Below are 14,399 nucleotides of genomic sequence, written 5' to 3' on the forward strand. Positions count from 1 at the left end.
GCCGGGGCCGGGACGGGAGCCGTTGCCCGCACCCGGCGCGCCGCCACCGGCGAGCAGACCGCCGGGGGCGCCGGACGGCTGTCCGGGTGCCTGCTTGGGAACCGGCTGCTTGCCGCCGTGCGCGACATCGACGGGCAGCATGACCAGCGCGGTCGTGCCGCCGGAGTCGGAGGGCCGCAGCTGGATGCGGATGCCGTGACGCAGGGACAGCCGGCCGACCACGAACAGACCCATGCGGCGGGAGACCGAGACGTCCACGGTGGGCGGCGAGGCGAGCCGCTCGTTGATCGCGGCGAGGTCCTCGGGGGAGAGGCCGATGCCGGTGTCGTGGATCTCGACCAGCACCCGTCCGTCGGGCAGCGCGTGACCGGTGACCCGGACCTTCGTCTGCGGCGAGGAGAACGACGTGGCGTTCTCCAGCAGCTCGGCGAGCAGGTGCACGAGGTCGTTGACCACGCGGCCCGCGACCTCGGTGGCGGGCACCGCGGCCAGTTCGATGCGCTCGTACTGCTCCACCTCGGAGGCGGCGGCACGGAGCACGTCGACCAGCGGGACGGGACGGGTCCACCGGCGGCCCGGCTCCTCGCCCGCGAGGACGAGGAGGTTCTCGCCGTTACGGCGCATACGGGTCGCGAGGTGGTCGAGCTTGAAGAGCGAGGAGAGCTGGTCCGGGTCGGCCTCGCGCGACTCCAGTTCGGAGATGAGCGAGAGCTGACGCTGGATGAGGCCCTGGCTGCGGCGCGAGAGGTTGGTGAACATCGCGTTGACGTTGCCCCGGAGCAGGGCCTGCTCGGCGGCGAGACGGACGGCCTCGCGGTGCACGTCGTCGAAGGCCGCGGCCACCTTGCCGATCTCGTCCCGGGAGTGCACACCGACCGACTCGACCGAGGTGTCCACGTCCTGCGGGTCGGCCTCGGAGAGCTGCTTGACGAGCTCGGGCAGCCGGTCCTGGGCCACGCGCGTGGCCGTGTCCTGCAGCCGCCGCAGCGAACGGATCATCGACCGGGCGACGACAAAGGCACCGACCAGCGAGACGCCGAGCACCAGCAGGATGAGCGCACCGCTGATGATCGCTTCGCGCTTCGACTCGTCGCGGAGCTCGCGGGCCTTGCCCTCCATGTCGCTGAGGAGGGTCTCCTCGATGGTCTTCATCGCCTGGATCTTGGTGGAGCTCTGGTCGTACCAGTCCAGGTAGGAACGGCGCGCGGTGCCGGTCATGCCCGAGGGGCTGTCCAGCACCTTCTTCGCGTAGGTGTTGGCGGCCTTGATCTCCGGGTTGCCCTCGTCGAGCGTGGCGGTCAGCTCGTCGGCGTTGTTGCCGGTGGCCGTGTACACGGCCTTGAAGGAGCGGAGGGCCGAGCCCTCCTTGCGCAGCGCGGCGCGGCCGAACTGCTTGTCGTTCTCGTCGAGGTGCGGCTGCTTGTCGTTGCCGCCGGGCAGGGCCGCGGCGATGATCGCGCGCTGGACCGAGGCGTACTCCTTGGCGGAGGAGAAGGCCGCCAGCGCCCGGGTCCGCTTGATCATCTCGGAGTTGCTGGTCGCCTGTGCCATGTCCTGCGAGAGGCTCAGCAGCGAGGTGATCAGCTGGCTGTACTGGTCGACGGTCTGGAGACTCGGGGTGTCCTTGGCGTACGCCGTCTTGCGGATGTCGCGGATCTCGGCCAGCTGGCTCGCGATCTGGGTGACGCTGGAGTAGATGCCCTCCAGGGCCTCGTCGCCGGAGGGGTCGCCGATCGAGGTCGTCGCGTCGAGGAAGGCCGTCTTCGCCCGGTCGGTCTTCTTGCGGGGCTCGGTGACCTTGAAGTCGTCGGGCTTCACCCCGTTGGCCAGCGGACCGGCCGAGCGGTCGCGCTCCTCCTGGAGCGCCTGGGCGAGCGACGTCGCCTGCTTGGTCATCTTGGTCAGCAGCTGCATGTGATCCAGCTGCTGGATGTCGTTCATGGACTCGTTGATCCGCAGTCCACCCAGGGTGGTGGCGGCGACCACGGGAAGGGCGAGCAGGGAGACCAGACGCGTACTGATGCGCCAGTTGCGAAGAGCGACTCGCGAGCCGGTGCTGACGGGGCCCCGGGACTTCGGCGACGAGATCGGATCGGTGCCGCCGTTCGCCGTGGCACCGGGGCGCTGAGTGCGGTCGCCGCTGTCACCGGCCGCGGCAGGCCCGGGGTTCTGGGCGTGCTGGGCCGAGGAACCGCGGTCGGTCCCGCCGTGCGGCTCCTGCTCCGCCGCAGCGCTGCCATCCCTCTTGAAACGTCCCTGCACTAGCGTCGCAACCTCTGGACCAGGCGTCCTGCCGCGCGAAGCGATAGGACGGTGTCGGCGTCGTGGGGCGTTGTACCCGCCCCATGGTGGTCGTGAGTGACCGGCGTCCTTCCCCTTTCCGCCGCCACTCGGCGCTCCGTTGCGCCCCCTGCGCGCCGGCTTGAAAACCCGCGGCGGTGCGTGGAATTCCAGCACAGTGCCGGATCTCCAACAAGGGCCCCGTGCCGGGCTGTGACCTGGGTGACGCGTTGTGATGACTGAGTAACAAGCCGTGGAGCGTGATCATGGATAAACCGGATGATTACGGGTGAACCGGCGAAGCGTGAAGGGTGTCCCAGTCGACATGATCAGGAGCGGAATGGTTGATTCAGTGACGTAATGTCCGTTTCTGTCAACGTGATCGACCGCCTGAAATGGGGGAATTGTCGGCGCGGTCGTGAGCAAACTCACATGATGATCGTCGTCTCTTCCGGGCTTCCGGAGGGAATTGGATGTTTAGCCTGACGCTTTACAGGGATGGCAAATCCGACAACCGGCGCCCCTCCGGGCGGCGCCCCGCAACCGACAGGGTCCGAACGGCAGATGAAGACGACGATGATGTTCCGCAACATTGCCAACCCCCGGCGCACCACGCTGGCGCACCTCAATGACGCCGACGGACCGCGGACGCCGGAGCAGCCGGAGCACGCCGTGGACCTGCCCACCCAGACGGCCAACCCCCGGCGCACCATCCTCATGGAAGCCCCGGTCGCCGCCGCCGTGGCGGAGTGACGCGGGCGCCGTCCCCCTCAGAGGCTGTCGAGGCCGTCCCCGCCACGCCCTGCCCCGCCGGGCCGCCCCACAATTGGGGCAATCCCCGACGGGCGACGCGTTAGCCTGGAGTGTCAGTCTTCAGCCAGCAAGTGAGGGGCGACAGCATCCCGTGCGCATCGCCAGGTTCTCCATCGACGGCAATGTCGCCTTCGGCGCCGTCGAGGGCGAGGGGCCCGATGGTCTCGTCCTCGACATCATCAAGGGCATCCCGTACGCCGAGTTCGAGCTCTCCGGCACCAAGGTCCCGCTGAGCAAGGTCCGCCTCCTGCCGCCCGTGCTCCCCAACAAAATCGTGGCCATCGGCCGCAACTACGCGGAGCACGCCAAGGAGCTGGGCAACGAGGTACCGGACGTCCCCGTTGCCTTCTTCAAGCCCACCACCTCGGTGATCGGCTCCGGCGACGCCATCGAGTACCCCTCCTTCTCCAACGAACTCCACCACGAGGCCGAACTGGCCGTGGTCATCGGCCGCATGTGCCGGGAAGTGCCGCGCGAGCGCGTGAAGGACGTCATCTTCGGCTACACCTGCGCCAATGACGTCACCGCCCGCGACGCCCAGAAGCGCGAGAAGCAGTGGGCCCGGGCCAAGGGCTTCGACACCTCATGCCCGCTCGGCCCCTGGGTGGAGACCGACCTCGATCCCCATGACCTGACCATCCAGGCCACGGTCAACGGCGAGCAACGCCAACTGGGCCGTACGAGCGACATGATCCGCTCGATCGAGGATCTGGTCGTCCACATCACGGAAGCCATGACGCTGCTCCCGGGCGATGTGATCCTCACCGGCACTCCCGCAGGGGTCGGACCCCTCCATGTCGGCGACGAGGTCGCCGTCACCATCGAAGGCATCGGCACTCTCACCAACAAGGTGATCAAGCGTGGTTAACGCACCAGTCCGTGTACGTTTCTGTCCCTCGCCGACCGGCAACCCCCATGTGGGCCTGGTCCGCACCGCCCTGTTCAACTGGGCCTTCGCCCGGCACCACGGCGGCACCCTGGTCTTCCGCATCGAGGACACGGACGCCGCCCGTGACTCCGAGGACTCCTACAACCAGCTCCTGGAGTCCATGCGCTGGCTCGGCTTCGACTGGGACGAGGGCCCCGAGGTCGGCGGCCCGCACGCCCCGTACCGCCAGTCGCAGCGCATGGACATCTACAAGGACGTCGCCGACAGGCTTCTCGCCGGCGGGTACGCGTACCACTGCTACTGCACCACCGAGGAGCTCGACACCCGCCGCGACGCCGCCCGCGCCGCCGGCAAGCCGTCCGGCTACGACGGCCACTGCCGCGACCTGGGCGCCGAGCAGATCGCCGCGTACGAGGCCGAGGGCCGGACGGCCATCGTCCGCTTCCGGATGCCCGACGAGGCGCTCACCTTCACCGACCTGGTCCGCGGCGAGCTGACCTTCCAGCCGGAGAACGTGCCGGACTACGGCATCGTCCGCGCCAACGGTGCCCCGCTCTACACGCTGGTCAACCCGGTCGACGACGCGCTGATGGAGATCACCCACGTCCTGCGCGGCGAGGACCTGCTCTCCTCCACCCCGCGTCAGCTCGCCCTCTACAAGGCGCTCATCGAGCTCGGCATCGCCAAGGACACCCCGGCCTTCGGCCACCTGCCGTACGTCATGGGCGAGGGCAACAAGAAGCTCTCCAAGCGCGACCCGCAGGCCTCGCTCAACCTCTACCGCGAGCGCGGCTTCCTGCCCGAGGGGCTGCTCAACTACCTCTCCCTGCTGGGCTGGTCGATCGCCGAGGACCGCGACATCTTCTCCATCGAGGAGATGGTGGCCGCGTTCGACATCAAGGATGTCAACGCCAACCCGGCGCGCTTCGACCTGAAGAAGTGCGAGCACATCAACGCCGAGCACATCCGCAAGATGGACGTGAAGGCGTTCACCGAGGCCTGCGGCCCCTGGCTGAAGGCCCCGTTCGCCCCGTGGGCCCCGGAGGCCTTCGACGCGGACCAGTTCGCGGCGATCGCCCCGCACGCCCAGACCCGCGTCACGGTCCTGTCCGACATCACGGCCAACGTCGACTTCCTCTTCCTCGACGAGCCGGCGACGGACGAGGCGTCCTGGACCAAGGCGATGAAGGAGGGTTCCGACGCCCTGCTCGTCACGGCCCGCGCCAAGCTGGCCGGCGCCGAGTGGAACGCGGACGCCCTGAAGAACGCGATCCTCACCGCGGGTGAGGAGCACGGCCTGAAGCTCGGCAAGGCCCAGGCCCCGGTCCGCGTCGCGGTCACCGGCCGCACGATCGGCCTGCCGCTCTTCGAGTCCCTGGAGATCCTGGGCCGCGAGAAGACGATCGCCCGCATCGACGCGGCCCTGGCGAAGCTGGCAGCCGCGTAACGCCCGGCCCACGCCCGAGGGGGCGGCCACCGGTTCACTCCCGGGCCGCCCCCTTTGCCGTTTCCCGGCCACTGGGCGCGATGGCATGCGAAACCCCGCGCACCCGTGGCGCCGGAACCTACGCTGGGCCCATGACGATCCGCGCGGTCCTCTGGGACATCGACGACACGATCTTCGACTACACGGGCGCCGACCGCGTCGGCATGCGCAGGCATCTCGAACAGGAGGGCCTGCCCGACGGATACGGAACCGTCGAGCAGGCCCTCGTCGCGTGGCGGGCGATCACCGATGCGCACTGGGCGCGGTTCGCCGCCGGGGAGACGGACTTCCACGGGCAGCGCCGGGACCGGGTCAGGGAGTTCGTCTCGCGGGCGCTGGACGACGAGGAGGCCGACAGCTGGTTCGGCCGGCACGCGGCCCACTACGAGGCCGCCTGGGCGCTCTTCCCCGATGTGCTGCCGGTGCTGGATCTGCTGGCGGACGGGTTCCGGCACGCGGTCCTGTCGAACTCCAGCATCCACAACCAGGACCGCAAGCTGCGCACGCTCGGTGTGCGGGACCGCTTCGAGGCCGTGGTGTGCGCCGTGGAGCTGGGTGTCTCCAAGCCCGAGGCCGGTGCCTTCCACGCCGCCTGTGACGCGCTGGCGCTGGAGCCGCGGGAGGTCGCGTACGTGGGGGACGAGCCGGACATAGACGCCGGTGGGGCGGTCGCCGCCGGGTTGACGGGGATCTGGCTGGACCGCGGCGGGCGCGGCGGACGGCCCGAGCTCGTCCGCATCAGCGGGCTCGATCAGCTGCCCGGACTGCTGGCTGGCAATACCCGTTTTGGAGCGCCGGACACCTTCGGGTAATGTTCTTCCTGCGCCGCCCGAGCGGAACGAAAGATCCGAACAGGAAGCGCGAGCCGAACAAAAACCCCCACAGGGGTTGAGTTTTGGTGGGCTATGGTGTAATTGGCAACACTACGGTTTCTGGTACCGTCATTCTAGGTTCGAGTCCTGGTAGCCCAGCGCAGAAATGCAACAAGCAGTATCAAGCCCCCGTTGTGTAGCGGCCTAGCACGCTGCCCTCTCACGGCAGTAGCGCCGGTTCGAATCCGGTCGGGGGTACAGATCCTTCCCGCGAGATCATCTGGGTCGCACCCACGCTCTCGATGCAGGATCGCTAGGGCCCCCGTTGTGTAGCGGCCTAGCACGCTGCCCTCTCACGGCAGTAGCGCCGGTTCGAATCCGGTCGGGGGTACTTGTAACACCATGGGCTATGGTGTAATTGGCAACACTACGGTTTCTGGTACCGTCATTCTAGGTTCGAGTCCTGGTAGCCCAGCGCAGAAATGCAACAAGCAGTATCAAGCCCCCGTTGTGTAGCGGCCTAGCACGCTGCCCTCTCACGGCAGTAGCGCCGGTTCGAATCCGGTCGGGGGTACAACAGCAGGACAGATAAAGGCCCTTCACCCCCGGTGAAGGGCCTTTCTGCTGGCCCGCGAGGTTCGTTCGGGCCGCGGGCCCGTTCAGAGACCGTAACGCCGGGCCGACTCCTCCTCCTGGGCCATCCGGCGCAGGGACATCAGCAGTGGCTCGTAGAGCACGGCCGACGCGACCGCCATCTCCACCTGCTCCGACTCCGTGGGGTGTGTCTCCATCATGTCCAGCTCCTGGACGGCGACTTGATGCATCAGGCGGGCCTGCGGGCCGGCCTGGGCGACCGGCGTGCTGCCGCTGGAGGCGCGCGGCCGTCGGGGAGCCGACCGTTTCGCGCACCGCTCGTCCGCGAAGTGAGCTGCTGGAAGTGAGCTACTGGTAGGGGGCCGCCACGACGCTGGGGCGACCGGGGGTGTGCCGGGTACGTCAGCCGGTGCGGCGCAGGGCCTCGCTGAGCCTCGCCGCCGAGTCGATGACCGCCTGGGCGTGCATCCGGCCGGGGTGCCTGGTCAGCCGCTCGATCGGTCCGGAGACCGAGACGGCGGCGACCACCCGGTTCGAGGGGCCGCGCACCGGTGCCGAGACCGAGGCCACACCCGGCTCGCGCTCGCCGATCGACTGGGCCCAGCCCCTGCGCCGTACGCCCGAGAGCGCGGTCGCCGTGAAGCGGGCGCCCTGGAGGCCGCGGTGCAGGCGCTCCGGCTCCTCCCAGGCCATCAGGATCTGGGCCGACGAACCGGCCTTCATGGTCAGCGTGGAGCCGACCGGCACGGTGTCCCGCAGGCCGGAGAGCCGCTCCGCCGCCGCCACGCAGATCCGCATGTCGCCCTGCCTGCGGTAGAGCTGCGCGCTCTCACCGGTGATGTCCCGGAGGTGGGTGAGCACCGGTCCCGCCGTGGCCAGCAGGCGGTCCTCGCCCGCCGCCGCGGCGAGCTCCGCCAGCCTGGGGCCGAGAATGAAACGGCCCTGCATGTCCCTCGCCACCATGCGGTGGTGTTCCAGTGCCACGGCCAGTCGATGGGCCGTGGGTCGTGCGAGCCCGGTCGCCGCGACCAGCCCGGCGAGGGTGGCCGGACCGGACTCCAGGGCGCTCAATACCAGAGCCGCCTTGTCGAGAACGCCGACGCCGCTAGAGTTGTCCATACGACGATACTCCCGTCTCACTCTGTGAAACGCAAGTTCAATATTCGGCGGAAGTTGCGAACCTGTAGGGGCGGCCACACAACGGCCCGTAGCCACCGCCCCGCACGGGGGTCCGGACGGCGGCGCACCGAATCTCTAGTTGGGCCGGCGAAGACGCCGGCCGGAGGGAAAGCGATGGGTAGGACACTCGCGGAGAAGGTCTGGGACGACCATGTCGTCCGGCGCGCCGAAGGTGAGCCCGACCTCCTCTTCATCGATCTGCACCTGCTGCACGAGGTGACCAGCCCCCAGGCCTTCGACGGCCTCCGGCAGGCCGGACGCCGGGTGCGGCGTCTCGACCTCACCATCGCCACCGAGGATCACAACACCCCGACCCTCGACATCGACAAGCCGATCGCCGACCCGGTCTCCCGCGCCCAGTTGGAGACCCTGCGCAAGAACTGCGCTGAGTTCGGCGTACGGCTGCACCCCCTGGGCGACGTCGAGCAGGGCGTCGTGCACGTGGTCGGCCCGCAGCTGGGGCTGACCCAGCCCGGCACCACCGTGGTCTGCGGCGACTCCCACACGTCCACGCACGGCGCCTTCGGCGCGCTGGCGTTCGGCATCGGCACCAGCCAGGTCGAGCACGTCCTGGCCACCCAGACGCTGCCGATGGCCCGCCCGAGGACCATGGCGATCACCATCGACGGCGAACTGCCCGACGGTGTCACGGCCAAGGACCTGATCCTCGCGATCATCGCCCGGATCGGCACCGGCGGCGGCCAGGGCTACATCCTGGAATACCGCGGCTCGGCCATCGAGAAGCTCTCGATGGAAGCCCGGATGACCATCTGCAACATGTCGATCGAGGCCGGTGCGCGGGCAGGCATGATCGCCCCGGACGAGACCACCTTCGACTACCTGAAGGGCCGCGACCACGCCCCGCAGGGCGAGGACTGGGACGCCGCCGTCGCGTACTGGAAGACGCTGCGCACCGACGACGACGCGGTCTTCGACGCCGAGGTCGTCATCGACGCGGCCGAACTGGCCCCGTTCGTCACCTGGGGCACCAACCCCGGCCAGGGCGCCCCCCTGTCGGCCAACGTCCCCGACCCTGCTTCGTACGAGGACGCCTCGGAGCGCAACGCCGCCGAAAAGGCCCTGGAATACATGGGGTTGACCGCCGGCCAGCCGCTGCGCGAGATCAACGTGGACACCGTCTTCGTAGGCTCCTGCACCAACGGCCGGATCGAGGACCTGCGCAACGCGGCCGCGATCCTGGACGGCCGCAAAGTCGCCGACGGCGTACGGATGCTGGTCGTCCCGGGCTCCGTCCGGGTCGCCCTGCAGGCCGTCGAGGAGGGCCTGGACAAGGTCTTCACCGCCGCGGGCGCCGAATGGCGGCACGCGGGCTGCTCGATGTGTCTCGGCATGAACCCCGACCAGCTGGCCCCCGGCGAGCGCTCCGCCTCCACCTCCAACCGCAACTTCGAGGGCCGGCAGGGCAAGGGCGGCCGTACGCACCTGGTCTCCCCGCAGGTCGCCGCCGCCACCGCCGTGCTGGGCCACCTGGCCTCGCCCGCCGACCTGTCCGACGCCCGTACGCCCGCCGGAGTCTGAGAATCATGGAAGCTTTCACCGCACACACCGGCCGGGCCGTCCCGCTGCGCCGCAGCAACGTCGACACCGACCAGATCATCCCCGCCCACTGGCTGAAGAAGGTCACCCGGGACGGCTTCGAGGACGGACTCTTCGAGGCCTGGCGCAAGGACGAGAACTTCGTCCTCAACCGCCCGGAGCGCAAGGGCGCCACGGTCCTGGTGGCCGGCCCCGACTTCGGCACCGGATCGTCCCGCGAACACGCCGTGTGGGCGCTGCAGAACTACGGTTTCAAGACCGTCATCTCCTCCCGGTTCGCCGACATCTTCCGCGGCAACTCGTTGAAGAACGGGCTGTTGACCGTGGTGCTCGACCAGAAGGTCGTCGACGCGCTCTGGGAGCTGACCGAGGCCGACCCCACGGCCGAGATCACCGTCGACCTGGAGGCCCGCCAGGTCCGTGCCGAGGGCATCACCGCCGACTTCGAGCTCGACGAGAACGCCCGTTGGCGACTGCTCAACGGGCTGGACGACATCAGTCTCACCCTTCAGAACGAAGCGGACATCGCGACTTATGAGGTGGCAAGGCCGACCTTCAAGCCGCGTACAATTAACGCCTGAGCAGCGCGTTTCCAGGACTGCGCCCCTTGCCATCTGGTAGGGGGCGCAGTCGCTTGTTGAGACCCCGTCGGGCGACAACTCGCCCCAGATGGCACAATCGGTGCATGGAACGCGACAGCCAACTCAAGCTTTACGGCCAAGTCGCCGACCGATTGAAGGAAGCGCACACAAGAGTGCGCTCACTGCAAGTCCCGGAGGGCGTAAGGATGGCGCTGTCCCGGAAGCTGTTGGTCATCACGGCCGCGGCTAAGCACGATCTCCCGGATGCGGCAAGGCGTCTGGACCGGTTGATGAAGGACCTCGATGAGGGCCGATTCCCCGAAGGTGACTGACTCTGCGGAACTGTGCAGCGGTCGACTTCGTTGCGGCACTAGGGTGATTAGCCCGTTTCGTGTTTGATTTGCGGTATATATCTGCCTAACGTGCGAAAACGCTTGAACACTTTCGTTCTGGCAATGTCTCCGAAGGGGAAGACGTGAACAAGGCGCAGCTCGTAGAAGCGATTGCCGACAAGGTCGGAGGCCGTCAGCAGGCCGCCGACGCCGTCGACGCGGTACTCGACGCGATTGTCCGTGCGGTTGTCGCGGGGGACCGTGTTTCGGTCACCGGCTTCGGCTCGTTCGAGAAGGTCGACCGCCCCGCCCGTTACGCCCGCAACCCGCAGACGGGTGAGCGCGTGCGGGTCAAGAAGACCTCGGTGCCCCGCTTCCGCGCGGGACAGGGCTTCAAGGACCTGGTGAGCGGCTCGAAGAAGCTCCCCAAGGGCGGCGAAGTGGCCGTGAAGAAGGCGCCCAAGGGCAGCTTGTCGGGCGGTCCTTCCACCCGTGCGACGACCAAGGCCGCGGCCAAGAAGGCCGCCGCCAAGAAGGCCGTGGCGAAGAAGGTCACCGCCAAGAAGACCACGGCCGCGGCGAAGACCGCGGCGGCCAAGAAGACCGCCGCGAAGAAGACCACCGCGGCGGCCAAGAAGACCACCGCCAAGAAGACCACCGCCGCGGCGGCGAAGAAGACGACGGCCGCCAAGAAGGCCGCCGTCGGCAAGACCGCGCCCGCCAAGAAGGCCGTGGCGAAGAAGGCGCCCGCGAAGAAGACCACCGCGCGCAAGACCACGGCGAAGAAGGCCACTGCACGGAAGAAGTGAGACCGAGCAGCGCAGGGCTACTCACACGCGCCGGGCCGGGCTCCCCTCGGGGAGCCCGGCCCGCGGGCTGTTGTGGGCGCTCCGCGCGGCGGCCGTTCGGAAACGTCTGCCGCGCCCGTTCAGAACGTCTGGAGGGTCACCAGGGTGATCCGCAGCTGTGCACCCTCGCCGCTGCCCTCGATCCGTACTCGTTGCCCCGGACGCAGCAGCCGCAGACCGCCCGCGTCGAAGGCCCGGGCGTCGAACTCCACCGGGGTGCCGTCGTCGAGCAGCACACTGCCGGTGCGGGTCTCGGGGTCGAAGGTGTACGAGGTCGCCTGCATGGACGGCAGCCTATCGGTCCCGTGCGGGGGCCGATGAGGGCTGGAGCCTGCCCGGCGGCTCGGGGCCGGACGGGTCCTGGGCGTCGAGGGTCCGCCCGGAGGCTTCGGTGGCCCCCGGGGAGGTTCCCGTGGCCCAGTGTCCCGCCGTGTGCGCGCCGACGCCCAGCGTCAGCGCCGCCCGCAGATCGTCGCCGGTGTCCACGTCCTGGCGGACCGAATCGATGCCGGTCAGTTCGATTTCCACCGCGCCGGAGTCCAGATGCCGGGCCCGGGAAGGGCCGCCGAAAGCCGGGCGCAATTCCACTCCCGGTGCGGCCGACAGAAATGTCGTACCGATTCCTGCCGCATCGGTAACAAATGCGCGGGGGAATTCGGCGGCATATTCGAGCACCCGGGCCAGTTCTCCGGGGCGGAGCGCGGGAAGATCCGCGTTGAGCGCGGCGACCGCGGCCCGGGGCCGCCCGGCCCGTACCGCCCGCTCGCCGTGTGCCAGCGCGGCGTTGAGCCCGCGGTCGGGTTCGTCGGGGACGACGCGCGCCCCGATGGCCGCGAGGGCCGCCCCGGCCTCCGGGTCGTCCGTGACGACCACCACATCCAGTACCGCCGGGCAGGACAGGGCGGCGGCCACGGTGTCCCGGGCGAAGGCGAGGGCGAGCCGGGGGCGCAGTTCGGCCCCCGTGGCGGGCGTCAGCCTGCTCTTGGCCAGCGCCAGGGGCTTCAACGGGACGACCAGGGACCAAGGACCGGTCGGGTCGGTGTTCGTGGCGATCTCCACTTCGGTGCGCATCGCCGCTTATTCTCGCCTGCCGGTGCGAGAACCTGGAGGGTCGGTCCCGAAAGCGGGGCGTACGGTGTTCTCGACAGAGCAGGGGCCTGGGGCGAGACTTGACCGTCGGTAGCCAGGCAGAGTTCAGGTCCTTAGAGGAAGGTGTCCGAGTGTCCCGCCGCAGAATCGGCTTCTGGTACCGCCTGGCGGCGGTCATCGCAAAACCGCCACTGGTGGTTCTGTTCAAGCGTGACTGGCGGGGGATGGAACACATTCCGGCCGACGGTGGATTTATCACCGCGGTCAATCACAACTCCTATCTGGACCCGCTTTCCTATGGTCATTTCCAGTACAACACCGGACGGGTGCCGCGGCTGCTCGCCAAGGCGGGCCTGTTCAAGACCCCCTTTGTCGGAATGATGCTGCGCGGTACCGGACAGATCCCGGTGTACCGCGAGACGACCAACGCGCTGGATGCCTTCCGGGCGGCCGTCGACGCCATCGAGCGCGGCGAATGCGTCGCCTTCTACCCGGAGGGCACGCTCACCCGCGACCCCGACATGTGGCCGATGGCCGGCAAGACCGGTGCCGCCCGCGTCGCGTTGATGACCAGGGCCCCGGTCATCCCCGTCGCGCAGTGGGGCGCCAACTTCGCGATGCCGCCCTACGCCAAGGAGAACAAGCTCCGGCTGTTCCCCCGCAAGACCCTTCAGGTGCAGGCCGGACCGCCGGTGGACCTTTCCCGGTTCTACGACAAGGAGCCGACGCCCGATGTGCTGCGCGAGGCGACCGAGGCCATCATGGCCGCGGTGACCGCGCAACTGGAGATCGTGCGGGGCGAGCAGGCCCCCGCACAGCCCTACGACCACCGCAAGGCCCGTGCGGAGCAGCGGCGCAAGGCCGAAGGAAAGGGACCCAAGTGACGCACCCCGCAAAGGCGGCCGTCTTCGGAACGGGCTCATGGGGTACGGCCTTCGGCATGGTCCTCGCCGACGCCGGCTGCGAGGTCACCCTCTGGGGCCGTCGCGCCGAGGTCGCCGAGGCCGTCAACGCGACCCGTACCAACCCGTACTACCTGCCGGGAATCGAGCTCCCCGCATCGGTCCGGGCCACCACCGACGCCGCCGAGGCGCTGCACGGCGCCGACTTCGCGGTACTCGTGGTGCCTTCGCAGACACTGCGCGCCAACCTCGCCGAATGGACCCCGCACCTCGGTTCCGACACCGTTCTCGTCTCGATGATGAAGGGCGTCGAACTCGGCACCGCGAAGCGGATGAGCGAGGTCATCGAGGACGTCACCAAGGTCTCCGCGGACCGGGTCGCCGTCATCACCGGCCCCAACCTGGCCAAGGAGATCGCCGAACGCCGGCCCGCGGCGGCCGTCGTCGCCTGCCAGGACGAGTCCGTGGCCCAGCGCCTCCAGGCCGCCTGCCACACCTCGTACTTCCGCCCGTACACCAACACCGATGTGGTCGGCTGCGAGCTCGGCGGCGCGGTCAAGAACGTCATCGGCCTGGCGGTCGGCATCGCCGACGGTATGGGCCTCGGCGACAACGCCAAGGGTTCGCTCATCACCCGGGGCCTTGCCGAGACGACCCGCCTCGGCCTGGCCATGGGCGCCGATCCGCTGACCTTCTCCGGACTCGCGGGCCTGGGCGACCTGGTGGCGACCTGCTCCTCGCCGCTCTCGCGCAACCACACCTTCGGCACCAACCTCGGCCGCGGCATGACGCTCCAGGAGACCATCGCCGTCACCAAGCAGACCGCCGAGGGAGTCAAGTCCTGTGAATCGGTGCTCGATCTGGCGCGCAGGCACGGCGTCGACATGCCCATCACCGAGACGGTCGTCGGCATCGTCCACGAGGGCAAGCCGCCGATGGTCGCGCTGGGCGAGCTGATGTCGCGCAGCGCGAAGCCCGAGCGGCGCTGAAGGCGGCCGGGGCCGCCGGAGCGGTGAACGGGAACGTTCACCGCTCCG

At 69.0% G+C, this 14,399-nt stretch carries 14 protein-coding genes, 5 tRNA genes and 1 pseudogene; 15 read left to right on the plus strand and 5 right to left on the minus strand.

Annotation, left to right across the window (positions count from 1 at the left end):
- On the minus strand, positions 1-2,262 hold a 2,262-nt coding region (locus ABZY11_RS36615), incomplete at its 3' end, for a nitrate- and nitrite sensing domain-containing protein (protein ID WP_356483307.1).
- A gap of 582 nt (positions 2,263-2,844) precedes the next feature.
- Here ABZY11_RS36615 and ABZY11_RS36620 point away from each other — a divergent pair.
- From ABZY11_RS36620 to ABZY11_RS36660, 9 genes are all read left to right on the plus strand, one after another.
- Positions 2,845-3,033 carry a hypothetical protein gene (locus tag ABZY11_RS36620; protein ID WP_356483308.1) on the plus strand — a complete coding sequence of 63 codons (189 nt, stop codon included), beginning with the start codon at positions 2,845-2,847 and terminating at the stop codon, positions 3,031-3,033.
- Positions 3,034-3,184: 151 nt separating this feature from the next.
- Entirely contained in the window at positions 3,185-3,961 is a 777-nt protein-coding gene (locus tag ABZY11_RS36625) for a fumarylacetoacetate hydrolase family protein (protein ID WP_356483309.1), read from the plus strand.
- Positions 3,954-5,429 carry a glutamate--tRNA ligase gene (gene gltX / locus ABZY11_RS36630; RefSeq protein ID WP_356483310.1) on the plus strand — a complete coding sequence of 492 codons (1,476 nt, stop codon included), beginning with the start codon at positions 3,954-3,956 and terminating at the stop codon, positions 5,427-5,429. Before ABZY11_RS36625 ends, gltX begins: the two co-directional genes overlap by 8 nt.
- A gap of 131 nt (positions 5,430-5,560) precedes the next feature.
- Positions 5,561-6,280 (plus strand): HAD family hydrolase, encoded by a 720-nt coding sequence (locus ABZY11_RS36635; RefSeq protein ID WP_356483311.1) that lies wholly within the window; start codon positions 5,561-5,563, stop codon positions 6,278-6,280.
- 87 nt (positions 6,281-6,367) lie between these two features.
- Positions 6,368-6,439, plus strand: a tRNA-Gln gene (locus ABZY11_RS36640).
- A gap of 26 nt (positions 6,440-6,465) precedes the next feature.
- A tRNA-Glu gene (locus tag ABZY11_RS36645) sits at positions 6,466-6,538 on the plus strand.
- Between the two features lie 60 nt (positions 6,539-6,598).
- Positions 6,599-6,671: transfer RNA gene (locus ABZY11_RS36650), tRNA-Glu, on the plus strand.
- A gap of 12 nt (positions 6,672-6,683) precedes the next feature.
- Positions 6,684-6,755, plus strand: a tRNA-Gln gene (locus ABZY11_RS36655).
- 26 nt (positions 6,756-6,781) lie between these two features.
- Positions 6,782-6,854, plus strand: a tRNA-Glu gene (locus tag ABZY11_RS36660).
- Positions 6,855-6,939: 85 nt separating this feature from the next.
- Here the strand turns inward: ABZY11_RS36660 and ABZY11_RS36665 are convergent.
- Both ABZY11_RS36665 and ndgR read right to left on the minus strand, forming a co-directional pair.
- A pseudogene (locus ABZY11_RS36665) lies at positions 6,940-7,116 on the minus strand (transcriptional regulator); the annotation flags it as partial.
- A gap of 160 nt (positions 7,117-7,276) precedes the next feature.
- The gene (gene ndgR, locus ABZY11_RS36670; protein ID WP_014048551.1) at positions 7,277-7,993 is read right to left on the minus strand and encodes an IclR family transcriptional regulator NdgR; all 717 of its coding nucleotides are present in this window, start codon (positions 7,991-7,993) and stop codon (positions 7,277-7,279) included.
- Positions 7,994-8,167: 174 nt separating this feature from the next.
- Here ndgR and leuC point away from each other — a divergent pair, with 174 nt between their 5' ends.
- The 4 genes from leuC (at position 8,168) to ABZY11_RS36690 (ending at position 11,332) form a co-directional block, all read left to right on the plus strand.
- Complete coding sequence (gene leuC / locus ABZY11_RS36675) at positions 8,168-9,592, plus strand: 3-isopropylmalate dehydratase large subunit (protein WP_356483312.1); 1,425 nt, start codon at positions 8,168-8,170, stop codon at positions 9,590-9,592.
- 5 nt (positions 9,593-9,597) lie between these two features.
- On the plus strand, positions 9,598-10,191 hold the full coding sequence (gene leuD / locus ABZY11_RS36680; protein WP_353793565.1) for a 3-isopropylmalate dehydratase small subunit: 594 nt from the start codon (positions 9,598-9,600) through the stop codon (positions 10,189-10,191).
- Between the two features lie 104 nt (positions 10,192-10,295).
- Positions 10,296-10,523: a hypothetical protein gene (locus ABZY11_RS36685; protein WP_356483313.1), complete on the plus strand. Its 228-nt coding sequence runs from the start codon at positions 10,296-10,298 to the stop codon at positions 10,521-10,523.
- Between the two features lie 143 nt (positions 10,524-10,666).
- The gene (locus ABZY11_RS36690) at positions 10,667-11,332 is read left to right on the plus strand and encodes an HU family DNA-binding protein (RefSeq protein WP_356483314.1); all 666 of its coding nucleotides are present in this window, start codon (positions 10,667-10,669) and stop codon (positions 11,330-11,332) included.
- Positions 11,333-11,451: 119 nt separating this feature from the next.
- Here the strand turns inward: ABZY11_RS36690 and ABZY11_RS36695 are convergent, their stop codons facing one another.
- Positions 11,452-11,655, minus strand: coding sequence for a hypothetical protein (locus tag ABZY11_RS36695; protein WP_356483315.1), 204 nt, complete (start codon positions 11,653-11,655; stop codon positions 11,452-11,454).
- Between the two features lie 10 nt (positions 11,656-11,665).
- Positions 11,666-12,442 (minus strand): 2-phospho-L-lactate guanylyltransferase, encoded by a 777-nt coding sequence (cofC, locus tag ABZY11_RS36700; RefSeq protein ID WP_356483316.1) that lies wholly within the window; start codon positions 12,440-12,442, stop codon positions 11,666-11,668.
- Positions 12,443-12,591: 149 nt separating this feature from the next.
- On the opposite strand from cofC, the gene ABZY11_RS36705 reads away from it, so the two are divergent.
- Positions 12,592-13,344 (plus strand): lysophospholipid acyltransferase family protein, encoded by a 753-nt coding sequence (locus ABZY11_RS36705; protein WP_356483317.1) that lies wholly within the window; start codon positions 12,592-12,594, stop codon positions 13,342-13,344.
- Positions 13,341-14,351: an NAD(P)H-dependent glycerol-3-phosphate dehydrogenase gene (locus ABZY11_RS36710; protein ID WP_356483318.1), complete on the plus strand. Its 1,011-nt coding sequence runs from the start codon at positions 13,341-13,343 to the stop codon at positions 14,349-14,351. The genes ABZY11_RS36705 and ABZY11_RS36710 overlap by 4 nt, the downstream gene beginning before the upstream one ends.
- Positions 14,352-14,399: the final 48 nt, after the last annotated feature.

The sequence above is a fragment of the Streptomyces sp. NPDC006510 genome (assembly GCF_040611955.1).
GTDB lineage: Bacteria > Actinomycetota > Actinomycetes > Streptomycetales > Streptomycetaceae > Streptomyces.

What these genes read in the sequence shown, in the direction of transcription:
- ndgR (WP_014048551.1), bottom strand. Translation starts at nt 7,993, where the DNA reads ATGGACAACTCTAGCGGCGTCGGCGTTCTCGACAAGGCGGCTCTGGTA.
- ABZY11_RS36635 (WP_356483311.1), top strand. Translation starts at nt 5,561, where the DNA reads ATGACGATCCGCGCGGTCCTCTGGGACATCGACGACACGATCTTCGAC.
- leuC (WP_356483312.1), top strand. Translation starts at nt 8,168, where the DNA reads ATGGGTAGGACACTCGCGGAGAAGGTCTGGGACGACCATGTCGTCCGG.
- cofC (WP_356483316.1), bottom strand. Translation starts at nt 12,442, where the DNA reads ATGCGCACCGAAGTGGAGATCGCCACGAACACCGACCCGACCGGTCCT.
- leuD (WP_353793565.1), top strand. Translation starts at nt 9,598, where the DNA reads ATGGAAGCTTTCACCGCACACACCGGCCGGGCCGTCCCGCTGCGCCGC.
- ABZY11_RS36695 (WP_356483315.1), bottom strand. Translation starts at nt 11,655, where the DNA reads ATGCAGGCGACCTCGTACACCTTCGACCCCGAGACCCGCACCGGCAGT.
- ABZY11_RS36685 (WP_356483313.1), top strand. Translation starts at nt 10,296, where the DNA reads ATGGAACGCGACAGCCAACTCAAGCTTTACGGCCAAGTCGCCGACCGA.
- ABZY11_RS36620 (WP_356483308.1), top strand. Translation starts at nt 2,845, where the DNA reads ATGAAGACGACGATGATGTTCCGCAACATTGCCAACCCCCGGCGCACC.